Here is a 23,493-nt window from a genome sequence, read left to right on the forward strand (position 1 = left end):
AGATCGCGCTCCGGACATGACCTCCTTGGCCATGTGGGGAGCATCACTATGGACCTCGGGGTCATCGATCTGTCGCGGCTGCAATTCGCGCTGACCGCGTTGTACCATTTCCTGTTCGTGCCGCTGACGCTCGGGCTGTCGATGATGCTGGTCATCATGGAGGCCGTGTACGTCATGACGAACCGGCCGATCTGGCGCGTGATCACGCGGTTCTGGGGCCGCATCTTCGCGATCAACTTCGTACTGGGCGTCGCCACCGGGCTGACGATGGAATTCCAGTTCGGCACCAACTGGTCGTATTTTTCGCATTATGTCGGTGACATCTTCGGCGCGCCGCTCGCGATCGAGGGGCTGATGGCGTTCTTCCTCGAGGCGACGTTCGTCGGGCTGATATTCTTCGGCTGGGATCGCCTGTCGAAGCTCGGCCACCTGATCGTCACGTTCATGGTCGCGCTCGGCACCAATTTGTCGGCGCTGTGGATCCTGGTCGCCAACGGCTGGATGCAGAACCCGACCGGCGCGGTGTTCAACACCGACACGATGCGGATGGAAGTCAGCGATTTCGGCGCGGTGCTGTTCAACCCGATCGCGCAGGCCAAGTTCGTCCACACCGTCAGCGCGGGCTATGTCTGCGCCGCAGTCGTCGTGCTCGGAATCTCCGCCTTCTGGCTGCTCAAGGGACGCTACGTCGCGGTCGCGCGCCGTTCGATGACCGTCGCTGCGGCGTTCGGCCTTGCCGGATCGCTGTCGGTCGTCGTCCTCGGCGACGAGAGCGGTTACGCACTCACCGACAACCAGAAGATGAAGCTCGCCGCGATCGAGGCTGCCTGGCACACCGCCCCCGCTCCCGCCGGGCTGACATTGTTTGGTATACCCGACGTCGCCACGCGCGAGACGCGCTACGAGGTGCAGATCCCCTGGGTCCTCGGCCTAATCGCCACGCGCAGCCTCGACAAGGAGGTGACGGGGATGTCCGAACTGGTGCTCAAGGCGCAGGAGCGGATCACCTCGGGCGTCATCGCCTATGACGCGGTCGAGCATCTCAAGATCGACCGCACCGACGTCGGCCAGCGCGCGCGGTTCGAGGCGCACAAGCGCGACCTCGGCTATGCGCTGCTACTGAAACGCCACGTCGCCGACCCGCGCACGGCGAGCCCGCAGCTGATCGCCGCGACCGCGTGGGACGTGGTTCCCAACGTCCCACTGATGTTCTGGAGCTTCCGGATCATGGCGTTCATCGGCTTCTTCATGATCGCGTTGTTCGGCACCGCGTTCGTGCTGACCTCACTGCGGCTGCACACGCAGACTCGCTGGTTCTTGAAGCTGGCGGTCGTCGCGATCCCGTTGCCCTGGATCGCGATCGAGCTTGGCTGGATGCTCGCGGAGATCGGCCGTCAGCCCTGGGCGATCGAGGGCGTGCTGCCGACGTTCCTGGCCGCATCGTCGCTGACCCGCGGGGTGTTGTGGGCGACGATCATCGGCTTCACCGCTCTCTACGGCACGCTCGCGGTGATCGAGGTGCGACTGATCCTCGCGACGATCCGCAAGGGACCGCTCGAGCATGACGAGGATCCGCAGCTTGCGCCCGACCCAGCGGCGGCCGCCCCCGCCCCCGCCCCCGCCCTCACCGCCTGATTGGAGACATGACGATGTTCGATTATGAAACGCTGCGTCTGAGCTGGTGGGGGTTGCTTGGCGTGCTGCTGATCGGGTTCGCGCTGACCGACGGCTTCGACCTTGGCGTCGCAGCGCTGCTCCCGTTCGTCGGACGCACCGACGCCGAGCGGCGGATGGTGATCAACGCGATCGGCCCGACCTGGGAGGGCAACCAGGTGTGGTTCATCCTCGCGGGCGGCGCGATTTTCGCGGCATGGCCGTTCGTCTACGCGATCAGCTTCTCGGGCTTCTATTTGGCGATGTTCCTCGTGCTGGCGGCGCTGATCCTGCGTCCGGTCGGATTCAAATATCGGTCCAAGCGACCCGATGCCGCATGGCGGTCGCGCTGGGACTGGGCCTTGTTCGTCGGCGGGTTCGTGCCTGCGCTCGTGTTCGGCGTGGCTGTAGGCAACGTGCTGTCGGGTGCGCCCTTCCGCCTCGACAGCGACCTGCGCGCCTTCTTCGACGGCAGCTTCCTCGGACTGTTCACGCCGTTCACGCTGTTGTGCGGGCTGCTGTCGGTGGCCATGCTCGTCCTGCACGGCAGCGCATGGCTGGCGATCAAGGTTGAGCACGGCGCGGTGCATGATCGCGCGCGTACGTTCGGGACGGTCGCCGGACTCGCCTCGCTCGTGCTGTTCGCGATCGGCTGGGCGTTCGTCGCCTATGGCGATATCGGCTACCACATCGTCGGCGCGATCGATCCGGCAGGCCCGTCCAATCCGTTGCGCACCACGAGCGAAGTGGCGCGAGGCGGCTGGCTCGTCAATTACGGCCTCCATCCCTGGATGATGATCGCCCCCCTGCTCGGCTTCGGTGGCGCAGCGCTCTCCGTGTTCGGCATCCGCCGCGGATCGGAAATCGCCGCCTTCGCCGGGTCGTCCGCCTCGGCGATCGGCATCATCGCGACCGTCGGGCTGTCGATGTTCCCGTTCATCCTGCCATCGAGCATCGACTCGCACTCCAGCCTCACCGTCTGGAACGCATCGTCGAGCGCCAGGACGCTCGGCATCATGCTGGTCGTCACCGTCGTGTTCCTGCCGATCGTGCTCGCCTACACCGCCTGGGCGTACAAAGTGATGTTCGGCCGCGTGACGACGCAGCAGGTCGCGACCAACCCCGACTTCTACTGACCCCGAACATCAAGGACATCTGATCATGTGGTATTTCACCTGGATCCTCGGCCTCGGACTCGCGCTCGGCTTCGGCATCCTCAACGGCATCTGGCACGAATTCCACCTACCGATCGAAGACGATGCGGACGTCCCCACAAACTCGTAACGGCAGCCAAAGAATTCGGGCGGGTATTGTGGTCGCCTGCACTATAGCCGGCGGATGGCTCACATCGATATCTGTACGGATTGCGCGATCCGCGACCAGGCCCTGTGCAGCAGTCTCAGCGACAATGAGCTGACCACGCTGAATACACTGGGCCGCCGTCGCACGATCACGCGCGGCCAGACTCTGATCTGGGCGGGCGATGAGAGTATCATCTGCGCCAATTTGTTGTCGGGGGTCCTCAAGCTGGTGGCGGCGACGCCCGATGGTCGCGAGCAGATCGTCGGGCTGCTATATCCGGCGGATTTCGTGGGCCAGCCCTATGCCGGCCAGGCCGACTTCACGATCACCGCGCTGACCGATGCCGAGCTGTGCATCTTCCCGCGCGACGCGTTTGAACGCGTGCTGGAGGATCACGCGCGGATGGAGCGGCTGTTGCTGCAACGGACGCTGGCGGCGCTCGGTGTCGCACGCACGCGGATCGCGTCACTCGCGCGTCAATCCGCGCAGGAGAAGATCGCGGGCTTCCTCCTCGACATGGCGTCGCGCGCCACCGCGAGCGGGTGCCGCGCGACGTCGGACGCACCGATGACGTTCGACCTGCCGCTGACGCGCGGACAGATCGCCGACGTGCTGGGACTGACGATCGAGACGGTCAGCCGCCAGATGACCCGACTGAAGATCGCCGGCATCATCGCCCTGCCGGGCGGCCGCGCAGTCACGATTTCCGACGAACGCGCGCTGCAGGATCGCGCCGAAGCCGCCTAACCCGCCTGCCGCGCGCAAAGCCCGTCGACGAGCATCGCGCGTGCGCTGCGGCTGAGCCGTCCGGTGCCAAGCGTCAGGATCGCCAGCTCGGTAAAGTCCATCGTCAGCCGGCTGCTGTCGAAAACGCCGCGCAACATATAGCCGAACGCTTCCGCACAGGGCTGCCATAGCTCGGACGTCGATAGCTCGGACAGCACCGCGAGGACGTTCGTCCGCATGGATCGCATCGCTCAGGCGCCGCGCCCGTACCCGCCAGAGCAGCGCTTTGGTCAGCGGATCGCTCAGGTCGCGCGCGAACAGTGTGTCGATTACCGCAGCCTCTTCCCGGTCATGGCTGGCGACCACCGCGCGCAGGCTCCGCCGCAACGCCGCTGCGTCGGAGGGTCGATCGGGGAGTGCGTCGGCGCAGGCTTCGAGGCTGTCGCACACCTCACGAAGGCGGGCGTGATCAGCGACGATCGCGGCGAGATCGGTGTCCTGGATGACAGGCCGCCGCCGCACGAACGGTACGACTAATCCGCCGAATTCGTCATGCTCGATCATCGCGGCTCTCCATGCCGCCACTGTGCACGGCACCCGGTCCCCGACATTGACGGCGATCAAACCGCACCGGTCACAGCCGCGCCGCCTCCGACTACATCTGCTGTTGCTAACATGCGCTCACCACTGAACAGCAATCCCGTCAGAATTCGTTCCAACCTTGCGTTGTCCCGGCATAGCGAACCGGGCGACCATACTTCGCGAATGCCTGTTGGACATCGCGCCGTGCGATCGCGGCGGCCAGCGCGTCACGCAACCGCTTTTGAAACGCAGTCTGCGACGTTTTCGTGTCGAACGTGATCAACAGGGCCAGCGCGCCGTGGCGCGCTTCGTTGTCGCCCAGCCGAAGCTTGATAAGGTCGGCGATCGCCCCGACGTCGTTCCGACATGCGGCAGCCTGGGTGGCGGCGCTCCAGTTGTTCTGCGGCGTCTTCGCAATGTTCGCCTCGACCGCCTCGGCCTCCGCCACGCGACCCAGTGCACGCAACGCACAGCTCCTGGTCGTCCAGACCCACATCCGGCCATAGTCGCTCAAGCCGGTCGCATGGCGCGTGTCGAGGTCGGTCACGCTGGCCAGCCCCGCATCGAACCGTCCCGCCTGAACGACGATCTCCGCGCGATTTATGGCGAACGACACCAGTTCGGGATAGCGGTCGAGACCCAGTGCCAGCACACCGTCCAATGCCGCGATCGCCACGTCACCGCGACCGAGCGCTGACAGATTGCTCGCATATTCGTTGACCAGCCAGAATGCGTCGGTTCCCACGATCTCGATCTGCGCCGTGTCGCTCGCCAACGCCTTGCCGGCGTCCAGCGCCTCCTGGAAGTGGCCAAGTGCACGCAGCGTCTGCATCCGATAGGTCATCGCAGCATAGTCTTTTGGCGCCGCGGTGGAGACCGCAGCAGCGCGCGCTGCCTCGCGTTCGAGGCTCTTGCGAAACCGATCGCCGCCAATTCGGTCTATGTCCGGCCAGAGCGCCTGGTGACGGTTGTCGATCGCCATCGTCAGCAATGCCTCGGTGGGCGGATCTTTCGCCAGCCCGCGGCGCGCTTCGACGATATTCCCCCTCACACTGTGCGCCGCAATCGCGCAGCCCAGCATGCTGTTGCCAAAATCCGTCCTCGGATCCTGCTGCCACCCGCCCTTGTCGAGCGTCATGCACAACGATTCACGTGCCGCCTCTCGTTTCTCCGGTGCGAGTGCGATTATCTTTTGCAGCGCCAGCTGGATCAATCGCTTGTCCAGCGTGCCGATCTCCTTCGGCTGGACCGCGATCGTCCGCTCTAGCGCTTTGACGAAGGACTCAGCCGTTCCCAAGTCGAGTTCATAGCCGAGCCACAGGCGATAGACCGGCGGATTGCCGTCATATTGCGCCGTGGCGGATTGCAGTGCGGCGAACGCCGCCTGGGGGCGGCGCAGGTCGCTGAGGATGGCCCCCTTCAAACCGTCGATCAGACCGGCTGCGGCGGAGGGATGCGGCACCTTGCCGGACGCCGTCGACAGCAGTGCCAGCGCTTCGAGATTGGTGGACTGTTCGTTCTTCTGCGTGAGCGCGACCGCCTTTTCCATGTCGGCCTTGATCGGTGCCCAGGTCGCGGCGTCGACACCCTTTGGCGCGAACGCGGTGTGGGGGGATTTCTCCAGGTAGAACTCGATCCCCGCATTGTCCTTGATCTGATCCGACAACGCATAGACCTCGGCGGCGCCGCTCGCCGGGACGGCATCGCGCGTGCCGGTATCGAGCCGGTAGATCACGCGCAGGCCGTCGGGTAGCGCGGTGGTCTTCCGGGAGAACGTCATGGCCCCGGCCCGTGCGTCCAGATCGTCGAGCGACGTGAGCACGCGATCCTTGACGCGAAGCTCGATCGTCTGATCGTTCGCCAGATCGGTCGGTAGCGCAAGCGGCTGCATGCGCGGGTTGGACTGTCGCGCGGGGAGAACATTCTGCACGATATAGGCGCGCGTGGTCAGCTTGGCGGGGATGCCGGCCTTGCCGAACGCGTCGCGTGGCATCGTGTAATTCTCGTTCAACGTCAGGATGTTGCGGTCGCGATCGTCGATCAGCTCCAGCGTCTTGCTCTCGACGAGCCCCGGGAACCGATCATGGTAGAATTCCAGGTTCGCATCCGAGATGGCTTTGACGGATCCGTTGGCCCAGCGTGCGCGCATCGAATCGGCGCGTGCGTCGGTAAACCGCGTCTCGACGTGGAGCCGCAACGGGATGTCCGCCGTCTCGTCCACCGCAAACTGCTCGAGCACAGTCACGCGCCCCGCGCGGTCGCCATAGCCGTCGATATGCTCCAGCGCGGTCTGCTCCGCGCGGATCGGCAGCGCATAGCCGAGATCGGAAGGCACGATGCCGCGCCCCGTCCCACCGCGATGCGTACCGGTAGGATCGAGCCACAGGACCTTGCCGTCGATCACGATGCGGACGATGACATGATCGAACACGAGCGGGGACGGCAAACGATCGGGAAGCCGCTCACCGCCGGTCGTCGACACGAGCGTCGGAACCGCATCGATGCCAAGGCGACGCAGCGCCACCGCGAGCAGCAGGCTTTTGTCCTTGCAATCGCCATAGCCCCGCGCGAGCACGATCGCCGGACGGCGCGGCACGTAGGATCCCTCGCCCAGTTCTTCCCCGACGTACCGGATATTGTCCTGCACGAACCGGACCGCGGCGGTCAGTCGATCGGCTGGCGCGGGAGAGGCCTTGGCGATGGCGTCGAGCCGGGCGGCAAAGGCACCGGGCAGGCTCTCGTCGCCCTGATACAGCGCCGTCGCCCAGCGGGCGAGTTCGGCCCAGTCCGTCATTGTCGATATATCGACCCGCCCCCATTGGAACGTGCCCGGGGGTACGTCCTCCTCGCCGCGCACCGCCGGCGGATCCGTGACGATCCACTCCCATTCCGTACCTGCTGCGATCCTACGCGGGGGAAAGGTCACATCGCTGTTCAGCGCCTTGAACCGGGGCGTCGTCCCGGCGGGCCATACGAAACGCAGCGCGCGCGTCGCCAGCGGGTCGGAAAAGCGTTGCGACAGATGATAGAATGCGTGGCCGGGCCAAAGCGCCGTACGCGTGTGGATCGTCGTCGCGTAATCGACCACGTCACCGACCCGGACGTCCCGCAGGTTCGCGATCGCCCTCAGCGTCCCCGTGACGATACCGTCCTTGAGGCTGTCTTCGCGCTCGACGATCCGAAACTTCGTGTCCTGCGTCAGGTCGATGATCTTCCCGTCGCGGATCAGGTGGATGAACGTGATCCCAGCGGTTTCGAACGCGGGGTCGAACGACAGCGCTATCTGGCCGGCGGATTCGAGCCCGCTGCGGTCGGTCACCTTCGTCGCGGTCCGAAACCAGTCGTCATGACCATCGGCGCGCGTCCGGTGCTGTTCGTCGAGCAACAGGAATGCGATGCCGCTCTGCGCGTTTGCCACCCGGGCTGTGGTCGCCTCCGGGATCGTCCGCTCGCGTATCCATACAGGTTCGGCTTCGATCGCGACGATGGGCGCGGACGCGGTCTTCGCCGCGTGACCGTCATCCGCCGCTTGCGCGGCACCGGCGGCGACGCCCGACGTCAGCAAAAGGAATGACAATACGCGATACGACCGTGTGAATGTTTTCACGCCTGTAACTGCCCCCGCTATGCCCCGGACATCAGCTATGACACGCCACGATCTGTTGCAAGCTGCCTCGGATCGGCATCGGTGAATACTATCCAGCTTTAGTGAAACCCATGTTCGAAAATCGGGGAATAGGCCCAATTATTTTACGAAAGCTTGCGAGCGGTGCGGGAAGAATAGAACCACGCGAGCAGGCATCACCCGATTGCGCGGGACGCGACGATATCAAAAGCGATCAACGATGGAGCTCGGTGTACGCGCGCAGTCGGACCCGTTCTGTCGACGCGCTCTCGCCATCGCGAACGGTGCGGCATAAGACCGCGTCATGCGCATCGCGATCATCGATACCAGCACCACGCGCGCCGCCATCATCTCCGATGGTCTGCGCGAGGCGGGGCTCGACGACATCGTCGTGATCGACGGTACGCCGGGAATGGTCGCCGCACTCGAGAAGGCCGCGCCCGAAGTGGTGCTGATCAACCTCGAAAACCCGAGCCGCGACGTGCTCGAGGAGTTTTTCGCGGTATCGCGCGCGCTCGCCCGCCCGATCGCGATGTTCGTCGACCAGAGCGATGCCGAGTCCACCGCCGCCGCGGTCGACGCCGGGGTCTCGGCCTATATCGTCGACGGGCTTGCCAAGCAGCGGATCAAGCCCGTCATCGATCTCGCGATCCGGCGCTTCCAGGCGTTCGCGCGGTTGCAGGCCGAACTGCACGAGGCCCGCAGCGCGCTCGCCGACCGCACCACGATCGACCGCGCCAAGGCAATCCTGATGAAACGCCGCGGCATCGACGAGCCGACCGCGTACGGCCTGCTCCGCGCGCAGGCGATGCGATCCAACCGCCGGATCGCCGAGATCGCCGATGCGATCATCACGAGCGACACGCTCATGGGAGATTTGTGATGGCGCTCGACCGGGTCCGCATCGGCTTCCTGCCGCTGGTCGATGCCGCGCTGCCGATCCTCGCGCGCGAACGCGGGTTCGCCGAGGCCGAAGGGCTCGAGATCGAGCTGGTCCGCGACATGACCTGGGCGACGGTGCGCGACCGTCTGCTCTACGGCCATACCGACGCCGCGCACATGGTCGCGCCGCTGGCGATCGCCACCGCGCTGGGACGCGGGCGGCCCGCTGTGCCGATGGCGGTGCCGTTCGTGCTGGGGCTCAACGGCAACGCGATCACGCTGTCGCTGCCGCTCGCCGCGCAGGTGATGGAGGGCGACGCGCTCGGCGATCCGGCGGTGCTGGGCGCGCGGCTGAAGGCGGTCGCGACCGCGCGCGCATCGGCGGGGCGCCGTCTCCGGTTCGGCGTGGTACATCGCTATTCGAGCCATAACTACATGCTGCGCTACTGGCTGGCGGCGGTCGGCATCCGCCCAGATACCGACGTCGAGATCGTCACCACCAGCCCGCCCTTTGCGGCGGATGCGCTGGCGGCGGGCGAGGTCGACGGGATCTGCGTCGGCGAGCCGTGGAACGGCGTCGCGGTCGATCGCGGCGTCGGCCGTATCGCCTTGGTCACTGCGCAGGTCTGGCGGCGCGGCGTCGAAAAGGTGCTGGCGATGCGCGCGGCGACGTTGGTCGAGCGCGGCGACGTCGTCCACCGGCTGATCCGCGCGCTCCACGCCGCCGCCGCGCAGTTCGTCGATCCCGCCACGCGCGAGGACAATGCGGCGATCCTGGCGCGCGCGGCGTATCTCGATGCGCCGGTCGATGCGGTGGCGCGCGCGATCGGCGATCAGGTCCGGCTGGTGCAGGACGCGGTGCCGATCCACGTGCCCGACTTCATGTTCCAGTACCGCGAGGCGGCGAACTTCCCGTGGCGCAGCCAGGCGGCGTGGCTGTATTCGCAGATGGCACGCTGGGACGGCACGCCGTTTTCGGCCCAAGAGGCGGATGTCGCGCAAGGCGTGTTCCGTCCGGACGTGTATCGCACCGCGCTGGCGGGGTCGGACGCGCCGCTGCCCAATGCGAGCTCGAAGCTGGAGGGCGCGATCGGCGCGGAGGGTATCGGCGCGGGATCGACGCAGGGTCGGCTGATCCTCGGGCGCGACGCGTTCTTCGACAGGCGCGCGTTCGATCCGGACGATATCGAAGGGTATCTGGCCGGGTTGCCGTAAAAGGCAAACGCTGGCCCCCTCACCTGTTCTCCCGCGAAGGCGGGAGCCCAGTCCGGGTCCCCGCCTTCGCGGGGACACACTGGGGGGATGACGACGATAGCCGGGTCGCCAAACCCAAATCTGCTGCATCTGCGAAATGACGCTTGCGCGATAAAGCCACTTGGGTCATCTTCGCATCGTCCGGCAAGGGAGTCGGACACGAAATCATCGCGAGACCGGTTCCAACGAAGGGGCCCGACCGCGTAGGACGATCCACCGATCGTCCATAGGCAACGAAGCCGCTCCGATGCGTCCGCAAGGTCGCCGTCGGGGCGGCTTTTTCTTTGTCCATCGCAGATGGGGGACCAACCATGTTGTTCGCATCGCCGGGTATCGACACCGCCGCGCCCAAGGCCACCCGGATCGACCTGTTCAGCGCCGCAACCCCGCAGATGCGCGCGTTCCATGTCACGTGGCTCGCATTCTTCGTGTGCTTCTTCGCGTGGTTCGCAGCCGCACCGCTGATGCCGCTGATCAAGGCCGAGTTCGGCCTCAGCAAGGATCAGATCGCCAACATCAATATCGCCGCGGTCGCCGTCACGATCCTGGTGCGGCTGGTGGTCGGGCCGCTCTGCGACCGGTTCGGCCCGCGCCGCACCTATAGCTGGCTGCTCCTGCTCGGCGCGATCCCGGTGTTCGGGCTCGCGTTCGCGCAGACCTATGAAGCGTTCCTGGTCTTCCGCCTCGCGATCGGCGCGATCGGCGCGTCGTTCGTCATCACCCAATATCATACGAGCGTGATGTTCGCGCCCAACGTCGTCGGCACCGCCAACGCGACCGTCGGCGGCTGGGGCAATGCGGGCGGCGGCGCGGCGCAGAGCCTGATGCCGCTGGTCGTCGCAGCATTGGTCGGGCTCGGTGTCGAGCACGCCTTCGGCTGGCGCGCGGCGATGTTCGTACCCGGCGTGGCGATGGTCGCGATGGCGTTCGTCTATGCGCGCTACACGCAGGACACACCGCAGGGCGACATCGTCGACCTCCGCGCGGCGGGGATCGAACTCGACGGCGGCAAGGCGACGGGCATGGCGATCCTTCGCCGCGCCGCCGCGAATTACCGGACCTGGATGCTCGCCGCGACGTACGGCGCGTGTTTTGGGGTGGAGATCTTCATTCATAATATTGCCGCAAGTTATTATGTCGAACGGTTCGGGCTTTCGCTGACGAGCGCCGGGCTGGCGGCGGGGATTTTCGGCGGGCTGGCACTGTTCGCGCGCGCGCTCGGCGGGATCGCCAGCGACCGGATTGCGCTCAAAAAAGGGCTCGACGGCCGCGCGCTGCTGCTGTTCGCGCTGATGCTCGGCGAGGGCGTCGGGCTGGTGCTGTTCGGCCATGCAGGCAGCGTGATGCTCGCGATCCTGGCGATGACGATGTTCGGGTTGTTCACGCATATGGCGTGCGGCGCGACCTATGCGCTGGTGCCGTTCGTCGATCGCAAGGCGCTCGGCGGCGTCGCCGGGATCATCGGCGCCGGCGGCAACATCGGCGCGGTCGCGGCGGGGTTCCTCAACAAGGCATCGGCGAGCCCTCAGCAATGCCTGATCATCCTCGGCTACATCGTCGCGGGCACCGCGGTCTGCGCGCTCGCCGTCCGCTTCTCCGCCACGCACAAGTCGGACGAGCGCGCGCTGCTCGACGCGGCGCTCGACGCGCGACGGCGCAGCGACCGCACGTCGAACCACGCCATCCCCGCCTGACGCCCCCTCCCCGGCTCCAACCCGACTGGACGATCTGATGGACCACCAAACCCCCTCCCCCCACGATACCCGCGAACACCTCATCGTGATTGGCAACGGCATGGCCGGCTGTCGCGCGGTCGAGGAGTTGATCGCGCGCGACCCGACCCGCTACCGCGTGACGATCTTCGGCGCCGAGCCGCACGTGAACTATAACCGCATCATGCTGTCGCCGGTGCTGGCGGGCGAGAAGACGTTCGAGCAGATCGTCATCAACGATCATGCCTGGTACGCGACCAACACGATCGACCTGGTGACGGGCGATCCGGTGCAGGCGATCGACCGCGCGGCGAAGACCGTCACCGCACGGTCGGGGCTGAGCGTGTCGTACGATAAGTTGCTGATCGCGACCGGCTCCGATCCGTTCATCATCCCCGTCCCCGGCAAGGACCTGCCCGGCGTGATCTCGTTCCGCGACATGGCCGATGTCGACCACATGCTCGAGGCGGCCGGCAAGGGTGGCGCGGCGATCGTCATCGGCGGCGGGCTGCTCGGGCTGGAGGCGGCGCACGGCCTCACGCTGCGCGGCATGAAGGTGACGGTGATCCACCTGATGCCGACGCTGATGGAACGCCAGCTCGACGAGGCGGCAGGGTGGCTGCTGAAATCGGCACTGGAGGCGCGCGGCCAGACCATCCTGACCGAAGCCAACACGGCCGAGATCGTCGGCGACACGCATGTCGAGGGCGTGCGGCTCAAGGACGGCACGCTGATCCCCGCGAGCCTTGTCGTCATGGCGGTCGGCATCCGCCCTTCCGTCGCCCTCGCGCGCGACGCCGGGCTGGAGATCGGCCGCGGGATCAAGGTCGACGACCACATGGTCACCAGCGACCCGTCGATCCTCGCGGTCGGCGAATGCGTCGAGCATGACGGCAATGTCTACGGCCTCGTCGCGCCGCTGTGGGACATGTGTCGCGCGCTCGCCGACGGGCTGACCGACAGCCACACCGGCTATCGCGGATCGGTGACCTCGACCAAGCTGAAGGTCGCCGGGCTCGACGTGTTCTCGGCGGGCGACTTCTCGGGCGGTGCCGGCGCGGAGGACATCGTCCTGCGTGATGCGTCACGCGGCATCTACAAGCGCGTCGTGGTGAAGGACGACCGGATCGTCGGCACCGTGCTGTACGGCGATACCAGCGACGGCGGCTGGTATTTCGACCTGCTCAAGCGGCGCGAGGATATCTCCGCCGTGCGCGACATGCTGATCTTCGGTCAGGCCTACGCAGCGGGAGGGGCGCAGGCGGACCCTAAGGCGGCCGTTGCGGCGCTCTCCGACGATGCGGAGATCTGCGGCTGCAACGGCGTCAGCAAGGGACAGGTCGTCGCGTGCATCGGCGCGGGCAACGCGACGCTCGACGCGGTCCGCGCGACCTGCAAGGCTTCCGCATCGTGCGGGTCGTGCACGGGTCTCGTCGAGACGCTGCTCGCGGTCACATTGGGCGATGAGTATTCGGGCGAGCGTGCGGTGAAGACGGTGTGCAAATGCACCAGCTTCGGCCACGACGACGTCCGCCGCGAGATCGTCGCGCAGGGCATGCGATCGATCCCCGAAGTGATGCAGAAGATGAGCTGGTCGACGCCCGACGGGTGCTCGTCGTGCCGGCCCGCGCTCAATTACTATCTGCTCTGCGCGCTGCCCGGCGACTATAAGGACGACCAGCAGAGTCGGTTCGTCAACGAACGGGTGCACGCCAACATCCAGAAGGACGGCACCTATTCGGTGGTGCCGCGGATGTGGGGCGGGCTCACCAACCCGCGCGAGTTGCGCGCGATCGCCGACGTCGTCGAGAAATACGACGCGCCGATGGTCAAGGTGACGGGCGGCCAGCGGCTCGACATCTTCGGGATCAAGAAGGAGGATCTGCCCGCGGTCTGGGCGGATCTCAACGCCGCCGGGATGGTCAGCGGGCACGCGTACGGCAAGAGCTTGCGGACCGTGAAGACGTGCGTCGGGTCGGACTGGTGCCGGTTCGGGACTCAGGATTCGACCGGGCTCGGCGTCAAGGTCGAGCAGATGACCTGGGGATCGTGGATGCCGCACAAGTTCAAGATCGCGGTGTCGGGCTGTCCGCGGAACTGCGCCGAGGCGACGATCAAGGATTTCGGCGTGGTCTGCGTCGACAGCGGCTATGAGCTGTCGGTCGGCGGCAATGGCGGGATGAAGGTCCGCGCGACCGATTTCCTGTGCAAGGTCGCGACCGAGGAAGAGGCGATGCATTACTGCGCGGCCTTCATCCAGTTGTTCCGCGAGGAGGCGCGCTATCTCGAGCGCACCGCGCCGTGGATCGAGCGGATCGGCGTCGCCTATATCCGCGAGCGGATCGCCGACGATGCCGAGGGTCGCGATGCGCTGGCGGCACGGTTCCTGTTCTCGCAACGGTTCACGCAGGACGATCCCTGGGCGGCGCGCGCGGCAGGCGAACATCGCGAACAGCATGCGCCGATGGCGCGCTTCACGCCGCTGGATGCAACGCCCATCGCTCTCGGGAAGGAAATGGCATGATCGGCGAATGGCTCGATATCGGCTGGGTCGACGAGATCCCGGTCCGCGGCAGCCGCACGGTGCAGGTCACCGGTGGCGACGACATCGCGGTGTTCCGCACCGGCGACGGCCGTGTCTACGCGCTCGCCGATCGCTGCCCGCACAAGGGCGGGCGGCTGTCGCAGGGGATCGTGCACGGCGGCGCGGTGGCGTGCCCGTTGCACAATTGGCGGATCGCGTTGGATACAGGCGAGGCGCTGGGCGAGGACAAGGGGTGTACGCCGGTGATTCCGGTGAAGGTGTCGGGGGGGCGCGTGCTCCTGTGCCGCGCCTCGACGATGAAGGCCGCGGCGTGATCCTCCCCGGCACGGGGAGGGGGACCGCCGCAGGCGGTGGAGGGGGGCCTCCACGAAGCGAGACGCCTGCGGGAGGGCCCCCTTCACGGAGCGAAACGCCTGCGGAAGCCCCCCTCCACCATCCTTCGGATGGTCCCCCTCCCCGTACCGGGGAGGATATCCGCACGACCTGCGCCTATTGCGGAGTCGGCTGTGGCATCCTCGCGACGCCCACCGGTGAGCGCAGCGTCACGATCAAGGGCGACCCCGACCACCCCGCGAACACCGGCAAGCTCTGCTCCAAGGGCACCCACCTCGGCGAGACGATCGGGCTCGAAGGCCGCCTCCTCACGCCGATGATCGGCCAGCGCCGTGCGTCATGGGACAAGGCGCTCGACCTCGTCGCCAGACGCTTCCGCGACACGATCGCGCAGCACGGGCCGAACAGCGTCGCCTTCTACGTCTCGGGCCAGTTGCTGACCGAGGATTATTATGCCGCCAACAAGCTGATGAAGGGTTTTATCGGCTCGGCCAACATCGACACCAATTCGCGCCTCTGCATGGCGAGCGCGGTCGCCGGGCACATGCGCGCGTTCGGCGAGGATATCGTGCCCGCGAGCTACGACGATCTCGACGTCGCCGACCTGATCGTGCTGGTCGGGTCGAATACCGCCTGGTGCCACCCGATCGTCTATCAACGCATCCGCGCGCGATGCGAGGCCGGCGCGAAGCTCGTCGTGATCGACCCGCGCCGGACCGAGACCGCGGACGAGGCCGATCTGCATCTCGCGATCCGGCCCGGCACCGACGTCGCGCTGATGAACGGCCTGCTCGCCTGGTGCCGCGACGCGGGCGTGATCGATCACGACTATCTCGCGCGTCACGTCGCGACACCCGACGCGTTCTGGGACCAGGTCGGCGAGGGCAGCGACCTGTGGTCGGTGGCGCGCACCTGCGACGTTTCGCCGCAGGATCTCAGGCGTTTCTTCGAACTGTTCGCCGCGACGCCGAAAACCGTAACGATGTTCAGCCAGGGCGTGAACCAGTCGCTGTCGGGCACCGATCAGGTCAACGCGATCACCAATCTTCACCTCGCGACCGGCCGCATCGGCAAGCCGGGTGCGGCCCCCTTCTCGATCACCGGCCAGCCCAACGCGATGGGCGGTCGCGAGGTCGGCGGGCTCGCCTCGTCGCTTGCCGCACATATGGATTTCGCGCCCGAGAACGTCGCGCGTGTCGGCCGGTTCTGGGCCGCGCCCAACATGGCGACCAAGCCGGGACTAAAGGCGGTCGACCTGTTCCGCGAGCTCGGCAACGGCCGGATCAAGGCGCTCTGGGTGATGGCGACCAACCCGGCGGTCTCGATGCCCGATGCCGGCCGCGTCCGCGAGGCGCTGGCCGCGTGCCCGTTCGTCGTCGTCTCCGACGTGGTCGAGGTGACCGACACGTCGGTCCACGCGCATGTCCGCCTGCCCGCCGCCGCCTGGGCCGAGAAGGACGGCACCGTCACCAATTCGGACCGCACGATCAGCCGACAGCGCGCGTTCCTGGCTGTTCCCGGCGAGGCGAAACCCGATTGGTGGATCGTCTCGCAGGTCGGGCGGCGGATGGGGTGGAAGAGCGCCTTCCCCTATGATCGCCCCGCCGAGATCTGGCGCGAACATTGCCGGCTGTCGGCGTACGAGAATAACGGCGCGCGGCTGTTCGCGCTGCCCGGTCATGCGGCCAAGGGCAATGCCGAGTACGACGCGATGGCGCCGTTCCGCTGGGGCGGCACGCCGTTCGCCGATGGCCGGTTCTCGACGCCGGACGGCCGCGCGCGGCTGGTGCCGGTCGTGCAGAAGGCGGTTGCCGCGCCGCTCGCGAAATGGCCGATGACGCTCAATACCGGGCGTTACCGCGATCAGTGGCACAGCATGACGCGCACCGGTCTGTCGCCCAAGCTCGCGCGCCACCGCGAGGAGCCGCTGGTCGAGATCCACCCCGACGACGCGGCGCGGCTGGGGATCGTCGATGGCGGACTTGCGCGCGTCACGACGCCGCAGGGCGACAGCGTGTTCCGCGCGAGCGTCGTCGCGACTCAGCGGATCGGCGAGCTGTTCGTGCCGATCCACTGGACCGACCGCACCGCGACGGGTGGGCGTGCCGGGCTGCTCCCCCGCCCGCTCGCCGATCCGGTTTCGGGCCAGCCGGGCTTCAAGTCGACACCCGTGCAGATCGAACCGGTCGCGACCGAATGGCGCGGCTTCGTCGTCCTCCGCGGCGAACTGCCGACCCGCCCCGGTTGCCTGTGGGCGACGCGCGTCGCGGTGCCGTACGGGACGGCGTGGGACATGGCGGGCAATGGTGACGCGGCCGTACTCGACGCGCTGCTCCCCAAGGGCCAGCGGATCGAAGCGATCGACTCCGCCCGCGGCAGCCAGCGGATCGCGATCCTCGACAATGGCCGACTCGCCGCCGTCCTGTTCGTCACCCGCGACGCCACGCTGCCACCTCGCGACTGGCTCGTCGCGCAACTGAGCGAACCGGTCGCCGCCCCTACCCTCCTCGCCGGCCGCGCGCCGGGCGTGCAGGTCGATCGCGGGCCGATCGTCTGCGCGTGCTTCGACGTCGGGCTTAAGACCATCCTCGCCGCGATCGCCGACCAGCATCTCGCCGACGTGCCCGCGATCGGGGCCGCGCTCAACGCCGGCACCAATTGCGGATCGTGCCGTCCCGCGCTCGCCAAACTTCTCGTCACGCAAGGATCCGCGCATGTCGCATGATTTCCCGCCCGGTTCGGTCTGGCTGGTCGGCGCCGGCCCCGGCGATCCCGACCTTCTCGCGCGCAAGGCCGAACGGTTGCTCGCGGCAGCCGACATCGTCTTCTACGACGCGCTGGTCGGCAGCGGCGTCCTCGCGCTCGTCCCGCCCGGCACCGAAAGGGTCGGCGTCGGCAAGCGATCGGGACGCCATTCGAAGGATCAGGTCTCGATCAACGCGCTGCTCGCCAGTGCGGCGCTCGCGGGCAAGCGAGTCGTCCGTCTCAAGGGCGGCGACCCGTCGATCTTCGGCCGCTCGACCGAGGAGCTCGACCACCTCGCCGCGCATGGCATCACGGTCCGCATCTGCCCCGGCATCACCGCCGCCAGCGCCGCAGCAGCGTCGGGCGGCGCCTCGCTGACGCTACGCGGCCTCGCGCGCAAACTTACCTTCGTCACCGCGCACGCCCGCGCCGACGAAGCGCTCGACCTCGACTGGACCGCGCTGGCCGCGCCCGACGCGACGCTCGCGGTCTATATGGGTCGCGCCGCCGCTGGCGAAGTCGCGCGCGAACTGATCGCCGCCGGCCGCGCGCCTGACACGCCGGTGATGGTCGCGGTCAACGTCTCGCTCCCGACCGAACGCATCCTGCGTGGGCGGCTGTCCGCGCTCGCGTTCCTGGTCGAGACGATCAGCGATTCCGATCCGTCGCTGCTGCTGATCGGTGAAGCCGTCGCGGTATCGCCGCCGTTCGGTCAGCGCGCAGCCTTGGTGCAGGATTTAAGCGCCGCGACTACGGGGTGATCCGATGCCGCGGACGCGCGGCCGCTGCTATGGCGAACAGGGCGCGGTCAGACCGGCGTGCGGCTGGCGCGGTACACGCGTCATATGGCGTGGCCGGTGTCGCTGTATTTCAGTTCCAGATAGCGCCCCTGCACCGCGATATCGTCGAGCGTCGTCTTGCCGAGCTGCTCCGATGCCCGACCGAGCTCCGCGTCGATGATCTGCAGGCCGTTGACGAGATGCTCGTCGGGCGTGCGGCCATCGGCATGGCGGATACGCCGCGCCGGAATAGGCACCATCCGCCACCCCTGGACCAAGGCGGGAAGTTCCTCCGCGATCAGCTTGCGCAGCGACGCCGCCGCGGGGCTGCGGGAATCGAGGCGCGCTAGCTGCGGCGCAAGCGCGTCCAGCCGACCAGCCATGGCGTCGGCCAGCACGAGCGCGGGCGGCGGGAGCCCGCGGCGTTGCGCGGCCAGCCAGATCGTGGCGTGCTCGGCCAGGTTCGGCAGCGGCGCCTCGGTCAACGCTTCGCGGCCCGGCGCGGGGGGATCGGCGCGCAGGAACACCAAAGTGACGAGCAGCAGCATCAGCACCGACGCGACGGCAAGCGCCAACCCGACCGGGGCGACGATCGCGAGCAATCCGAAAGCCAGCAACGACGCCATCGCCGCCAGGACCAGCCGGATCATCACCCGCTTCTGCTGTCGCGCCTTCGCCTCGCGCTCGCGGCGGGCTTGCTCGCGGCCTTCGGGCGACAGGCGGCGGAGCAGCTCTTCGGCGTGCGTCAGCCCGACATCGGCCAGACCGGTCGCGATCGTGCGCGCCCGGTGGATCATCGGCTGTTGCGGACCTGTATCGTGGTTCATGGCGAGAGGATGCCGCGCTTTGCCGACCAGGTCCATGCTCATCGGCCCCGCGATGGATCGCCCGGCGTGCTGCGTTTTTACGATCACGGGCCGCGGCATTGCTGCTAACGACCTGTCCGGCAACGATCGAAGGAAAGCCCGCTGACAGTGGAATTGCGGCCGAGTGCCTTGATCAAGGCGAATGCGGACAGCCTGCGCCAGACGGTGCGCGTGATCGTCGCGACCGCTGCGGCGTTTGCTGCCTACAAGACGATGGGGCTGCACGAAGGCTATTGGGCGGTCTTTACCGTGTTGATCGTGATGCAGGCGTCGATCGGCGGAACGCTCGGCGCGGCGACCGATCGGCTGCTCGGCACGTTGCTGGGGGCGGTTCTCGGCGGCATCGGCGCGGCGCTCGGGCGAACCGACACGCTCGAACTCGGCCTGGTGCTCGTCACCGTCACCGGTATTGCCGCACTCGTCGCGTCGCTGCGACCGCGGTTGCGGATCGCGCCGGTCACCGCGGCGATCATGCTGCTGAGCGCGCCGCCGGGCGCCTCGGTGCAACTGTTCGTCCGCGACCGTATCATCGAGATCGGGCTGGGCGGCGTGATCGGCGTGCTGGCGGCGATGCTGATCCTGCCGGCGCGGTCGCATGGCGTCGTGATCGCGCGCACGCGTGCCGTGCTGCGGCATATCGAACGCATGCTGCACACGCAGGCCGACGCGCTGACGGCCGGGCTCGCGCTGCCCTCGTCACCCGATCACGCCGCGCTCCGCCAGGCGCTGGCCGCGGTCGAGCTGGCAATGAAGGACGCTGACCGCGAACGGGCGTCGCGCCTCGCTGATCACGGCATTCCGGCGGCGGTGCCGCGCACGCTCTGGCGGATCCGCAACGACCTCGTGCTGAGCGGTCGCGCGCTCGACGAGCCGCTGCCGCCGGCGGCGATGGCGGCGCTCGCCACGCCGTCGGCGACCATGCTGACCGCGCATGCGGCGCTGGCGGCGCGGTGTTCGGAGGCGCTGCGCACGCGCGGAACCGTCGACCGCGGCGATGTGGAAGCCTGTTATCGCACGTTCGGCACCGCGCTGGATCTGTTCCGCCGGACCGAGGCCGCGGCGACCTTGGATTTCGAGGCGTCGGGCCGCGTGTTCGGCCTCGCCTTCGCGGCAGGCCGACTGCACCGCGACCTGCTGGACCTGGCCGGACGCGTCGACGAGATCGCGCCAACCAAGCCGCTCGCCGCCGAGCGCAACTAACGCGCCGGCTTTGACCAACGCCGCTAGCGGGGTACGGGCGACCATGATCGATCGACCCTCAACGCCAGACCTTACCGCCGAACTCGTCACCCTGCTCGACCTCGAGCAGCTCGACACCGATCTCTTCCGGGGGCACCAGCGACCCGGCGCCAGCGCGCGCGTGTTCGGCGGACAGGTCGCCGCGCAGGCGCTGATGGCGGCGCAGCGCTCGGTCGACGGACCCGCGGTTGCGCACAGCATGCACGCCTATTTCCTGCGTGCGGGCGCCGAGACGCACCCGATCATCTTCCGCGTCGACCGCGATTTCGACGGCAGGTCGTTCGCGAACCGCCGCGTCACTGCCAGCCAGCGCGGCGCGACGATCCTGACGCTGGCCGCGTCGTTCCAACGGCCCGAAGCCGGGCTGGAGCATGCGGCCGCGATGCCCGATCTGCCGCCCCCAGAGGCGCTCCGTTCGCTCGACCTGCTCGCGGGCGACTATGCGGACCGATCGGCGCAGGCCGCCGCGTTTCTTCGCCGACCGTCCGCCTTTGATATCCGGCCGTGCGGCGTCCCCGCGTTTCTCCAGACCGAGCCCGGCGCGCCGGTATCGCATGTCTGGATCCGATTGCGTGGGCGCGCGCCGGCCGATCCGGCGCTGCGTCGCGGCATCCTCGCCTATCTGTCGGACTATGCGCTGCTGAGCGCGTCGCTGATCCCGCACGGCGTCAACATGTTCGATCGCAGCATGCAGACCGCCAGCCTCGACCATGCGATGTGGTTTCACGAGGAGGTGCCGCTCGACGACTGGTTGCTCTATTCGAGCGAAAGCCCGTGGTCGGGCCATGGCCGCGGCATCGGGCGCGGCGTCTTCCACAGCCGCGACGGGCGGGCGATCGCGCATGTGACGCAGGAGGGTTTGATCCGGTTGCGGCCGGATCTCGCACCGCGCACCACCATTCCGCACATGCCCTGATCGGGTCGCTGCTCCGTTCACCGCATAGAACGACGTTGACAGCGCATTTGTACGGACATTAAGATCAAGTTGAACTAGCGAGGCTGATCTCGGGACGTCGCGCCGCTGAAGACGGACGATGCCGAAGACGTGAGCCCGGTCACTTGAGGATGTCTGTATGCGTCATTCGTACGCCGTATCGCTCTGCGCGCTGCTCGCCATGCTGCCATCGGCGGGGCATGCCCAGACTTCGTCGCCGCCGCTTTCTCCGTCGCCAACGCCGCTCGATACCGATGCGTCGTACCAGACGATGCTCGCGCTGATCGACGAGATGGTCGAGAACAAGCTGGTCAGCCGCGAACGCGCCGATACGCTGATCGCCACCGCCAAGGCGAAAGCAGGACGTGCGCTGGCCGCGAATGCGCCGGCAGCACCCTCGCCCCCGACCCCGATACCGGCCGCCCCGGTACGCGTGTCGACTCCCGTGCAGGTCGCCAAGCAGGAGCGCGATGCCGGCGCCAAGATCGCCCCCGTGCCGGTCGGCAACGAGCAGGTGACCCGCTCCGGCGGGGTCGCATTGCCCGCCGACCTCACGGTCGACTGGAGCCGGGGCGCGCCCGTGTTCAGCAGCCGCGACGGCAAGTTCACCTTCAAGATGCGCGGGCGGTTGCTGGCCGATGTGTCGTCGACGGGCGGATCGGATTTCGACCGTCGCAACATCACCGTCTCGACGCTGCGCCAGTTCCGCGTCGGGGCGATCGGCACGATCGGCGATCATCTGTTCTATCAGTTCGAGACCGATTTCCGCCGTAACGCGACCGAGGTCGTGCAAGCGTTCGTCGGCTATCGCGAGAAGTTCGGCAAGACCGACGCCGACGTCCGCTTCGGCAATCTCATCACCGATCGCGGCATCGACATCGGCACCGCATCGACCGCCAACCCGTTCATCACCACCAACATCAACACCACCGCGCTCGCGACGCAGGGCGGCAAGGTCTTCCTTATGGGGGCGGTCGGCCGCGCGGGCGGCAAGAACTGGCATGCAAGCTTCGGCGTGCACGGCGACGCGATCGACAGCGATTTCACACGCAGCGACAACCGCATGTTCCTCGGCCGCGCACACTGGAACCCGATCCTCACCAAGCGCGGGCTGATCCATATCGGCGGCTGGGCCTATAGCGAGAACATCCCCGACACGACGCTGCCGACGACCTTCGCGCAGGGCATGGCGGGGGCGCTCAACAACAGCGTCCGCGTCGAATCCGCGGCGCTGACCGGCGCCGATGGGTCGAAGGCGTTCGGGCTGGAACTCGGCGGCACGCTCGGGCCGTTCTATGCCTTTGGCGAATATGGCCAGCGCACCGTGCATGGTGGCCCGACCTCGACCTTCCGCAGCGGCAAGATCAAGGCACTGTCGGTCAATGGCGGGTTCTGGATCACCGGCGAGACGCCGACCTATTCGGCGCGGAGCGGCACCTATGTCGCGCCGAACGTGCTGAACTCGGTGCTCGATGGGGGCTGGGGCGCGCTGGAGGCGGTGGTCCGCTACGAGGATCTCGACAGTTCGAGCCTGCCGCTCGGCGGCACAGGCACCGCGGGCACGCTGGGGCTGAACTGGTCGCTGACCAACAATTTCCGGTTCATGGCGGACTATACGCATTTCCGTACCGACAACCGGACGGGGAGTTTCGTCGGACGCGATTCCGGCGACACGTTCGCCGCCCGCGCCGAAGTGGCATTCTAAACGCCGTCACCGCAGCGGACTTGTAAACCTAGAGCAAGTTCGATAATGTCCGTACAAAGCGATAAGGAGGATGTATGAGCCTATCGGCTATCAAGGTCGGCGAGCAGCGCTACCGCGCAAGCTATGGCCGCTATCTCGAGGATTTCGTCGTCGGCGACATTTACGAGCACCGCCCCGGACGAACGATCACCGACGCGGACAATATCCAGTTCTCGCTGATGACGATGAACGCGCACCCGATGCATTGCGACGCGCAATATGCCGCGAAGAGCGAGTTCGGGCGGTTGCTGGTCAATAGCGGGCTGACGCTGGCGATCGTGCTCGGCATGACCGTCAACGACGTGAGCGGCAAGTCGCCAGCCAATCTCGGCTGGACCGAGATCAAGCTGACGCATCCGGTGTTCGGCGGCGACACGCTGACCGCGGAGACCGAAGTGCTCGAGATCCGCGAGTCGAAGTCGCGCCCGACCCAGGGGATCGTCACGACGCGGACGCGCGCATTCAACCAGGACGCCAAGCAGATCATGGAGTTCACGCGCAACTCGCTGGTCTACAAGCGCGGCGAGTCCCCCGACGACAAGTAATTCGACCGGCTAACCGGCTGCCCCTGG

Annotated in this window: 19 protein-coding genes; 16 read left to right on the forward strand and 3 right to left on the reverse strand. The window is 67.3% G+C overall.

Annotated elements, in window-relative coordinates; genetic code table 11:
* The first annotated feature begins 48 nt into the window (after window positions 1-48).
* The 4 genes from EV283_RS17615 to EV283_RS17630 are packed head-to-tail and all read left to right on the forward strand — an operon-like array spanning window position 49 to window position 3,702.
* On the forward strand, window positions 49-1,635 hold the full coding sequence (locus EV283_RS17615; protein WP_130327633.1) for a cytochrome ubiquinol oxidase subunit I: 1,587 nt from the start codon (window positions 49-51) through the stop codon (window positions 1,633-1,635).
* A gap of 8 nt (window positions 1,636-1,643) precedes the next feature.
* Window positions 1,644-2,789: a cytochrome d ubiquinol oxidase subunit II gene (gene cydB, locus EV283_RS17620; RefSeq protein WP_207223183.1), complete on the forward strand. Its 1,146-nt coding sequence runs from the start codon at window positions 1,644-1,646 to the stop codon at window positions 2,787-2,789.
* A gap of 25 nt (window positions 2,790-2,814) precedes the next feature.
* Window positions 2,815-2,937, forward strand: a complete 123-nt coding sequence (gene cydX / locus EV283_RS17625; RefSeq protein ID WP_130327635.1) for a cytochrome bd-I oxidase subunit CydX — start codon at window positions 2,815-2,817, stop codon at window positions 2,935-2,937.
* Between the two features lie 54 nt (window positions 2,938-2,991).
* Window positions 2,992-3,702: a Crp/Fnr family transcriptional regulator gene (locus EV283_RS17630; protein WP_130327637.1), complete on the forward strand. Its 711-nt coding sequence runs from the start codon at window positions 2,992-2,994 to the stop codon at window positions 3,700-3,702.
* Here EV283_RS17630 and EV283_RS17635 read toward each other — a convergent pair.
* A complete protein-coding gene (locus EV283_RS17635) occupies window positions 3,699-3,920 on the reverse strand; it encodes a hypothetical protein (protein ID WP_130327639.1) in 222 nt (73 codons plus the stop codon). The genes EV283_RS17630 and EV283_RS17635 overlap by 4 nt on opposite strands.
* Between EV283_RS17635 and EV283_RS17640 the strand changes: the two genes are divergently transcribed.
* A complete protein-coding gene (locus EV283_RS17640; protein ID WP_130327641.1) occupies window positions 3,919-4,218 on the forward strand; it encodes a hypothetical protein in 300 nt (99 codons plus the stop codon). The genes EV283_RS17635 and EV283_RS17640 overlap by 2 nt on opposite strands.
* 166 nt (window positions 4,219-4,384) lie before the next feature.
* On the opposite strand, the gene EV283_RS17645 is transcribed toward EV283_RS17640, so the two are convergent.
* Window positions 4,385-7,840 carry a DUF3857 domain-containing transglutaminase family protein gene (locus EV283_RS17645; RefSeq protein ID WP_207223185.1) on the reverse strand — a complete coding sequence of 1,152 codons (3,456 nt, stop codon included), beginning with the start codon at window positions 7,838-7,840 and terminating at the stop codon, window positions 4,385-4,387.
* A 352-nt stretch (window positions 7,841-8,192) separates the two neighbouring features.
* Here EV283_RS17645 and EV283_RS17650 point away from each other — a divergent pair, with 352 nt between their 5' ends.
* From EV283_RS17650 to cobA, 7 genes are all read left to right on the forward strand, one after another.
* Window positions 8,193-8,771 (forward strand): ANTAR domain-containing protein, encoded by a 579-nt coding sequence (locus EV283_RS17650; protein ID WP_130327645.1) that lies wholly within the window; start codon window positions 8,193-8,195, stop codon window positions 8,769-8,771.
* Window positions 8,771-9,985 carry a CmpA/NrtA family ABC transporter substrate-binding protein gene (locus tag EV283_RS17655; protein WP_130327647.1) on the forward strand — a complete coding sequence of 405 codons (1,215 nt, stop codon included), beginning with the start codon at window positions 8,771-8,773 and terminating at the stop codon, window positions 9,983-9,985. Before EV283_RS17650 ends, EV283_RS17655 begins: the two co-directional genes overlap by 1 nt.
* A 350-nt stretch (window positions 9,986-10,335) precedes the next feature.
* Entirely contained in the window at window positions 10,336-11,718 is a 1,383-nt protein-coding gene (locus EV283_RS17660) for an MFS transporter (protein WP_130327649.1), read from the forward strand.
* Between the two features lie 37 nt (window positions 11,719-11,755).
* Window positions 11,756-14,260, forward strand: coding sequence for a nitrite reductase large subunit NirB (gene nirB / locus EV283_RS17665; RefSeq protein ID WP_130327651.1), 2,505 nt, complete (start codon window positions 11,756-11,758; stop codon window positions 14,258-14,260).
* Window positions 14,257-14,595 carry a nitrite reductase small subunit NirD gene (gene nirD / locus EV283_RS17670; protein WP_107959806.1) on the forward strand — a complete coding sequence of 113 codons (339 nt, stop codon included), beginning with the start codon at window positions 14,257-14,259 and terminating at the stop codon, window positions 14,593-14,595. The genes nirB and nirD overlap by 4 nt, the downstream gene beginning before the upstream one ends.
* Before the next feature lie 158 nt (window positions 14,596-14,753).
* The gene (locus EV283_RS17675) at window positions 14,754-17,339 is read left to right on the forward strand and encodes a nitrate reductase (RefSeq protein WP_130327744.1); all 2,586 of its coding nucleotides are present in this window, start codon (window positions 14,754-14,756) and stop codon (window positions 17,337-17,339) included.
* Window positions 17,329-18,120, forward strand: coding sequence for a uroporphyrinogen-III C-methyltransferase (gene cobA / locus EV283_RS17680; protein ID WP_130327653.1), 792 nt, complete (start codon window positions 17,329-17,331; stop codon window positions 18,118-18,120). The genes EV283_RS17675 and cobA overlap by 11 nt, the downstream gene beginning before the upstream one ends.
* Window positions 18,121-18,200: 80 nt before the next feature.
* Here cobA and EV283_RS17685 read toward each other — a convergent pair whose 3' ends face one another.
* Window positions 18,201-18,965, reverse strand: coding sequence for a hypothetical protein (locus EV283_RS17685; RefSeq protein WP_130327655.1), 765 nt, complete (start codon window positions 18,963-18,965; stop codon window positions 18,201-18,203).
* Between the two features lie 168 nt (window positions 18,966-19,133).
* Between EV283_RS17685 and EV283_RS17690 the strand changes: the two genes are divergently transcribed.
* The 4 genes from EV283_RS17690 to EV283_RS17705 all read left to right on the forward strand — a co-directional run bounded on the left by EV283_RS17690 (window position 19,134) and on the right by EV283_RS17705 (window position 23,466).
* The gene (locus tag EV283_RS17690) at window positions 19,134-20,204 is read left to right on the forward strand and encodes an FUSC family protein (RefSeq protein ID WP_207223187.1); all 1,071 of its coding nucleotides are present in this window, start codon (window positions 19,134-19,136) and stop codon (window positions 20,202-20,204) included.
* Window positions 20,205-20,247: 43 nt separating this feature from the next.
* On the forward strand, window positions 20,248-21,159 hold the full coding sequence (locus EV283_RS17695) for an acyl-CoA thioesterase II (protein WP_130327657.1): 912 nt from the start codon (window positions 20,248-20,250) through the stop codon (window positions 21,157-21,159).
* A gap of 157 nt (window positions 21,160-21,316) precedes the next feature.
* Entirely contained in the window at window positions 21,317-22,882 is a 1,566-nt protein-coding gene (locus EV283_RS17700) for a porin (protein WP_130327659.1), read from the forward strand.
* A gap of 74 nt (window positions 22,883-22,956) precedes the next feature.
* On the forward strand, window positions 22,957-23,466 hold the full coding sequence (locus EV283_RS17705; protein WP_107959818.1) for a MaoC family dehydratase: 510 nt from the start codon (window positions 22,957-22,959) through the stop codon (window positions 23,464-23,466).
* Window positions 23,467-23,493 lie beyond the last annotated feature (27 nt).

It is taken from the genome of Sphingomonas sp. BK036, from assembly GCF_004216825.1.
Lineage (GTDB): Bacteria > Pseudomonadota > Alphaproteobacteria > Sphingomonadales > Sphingomonadaceae > Sphingomonas.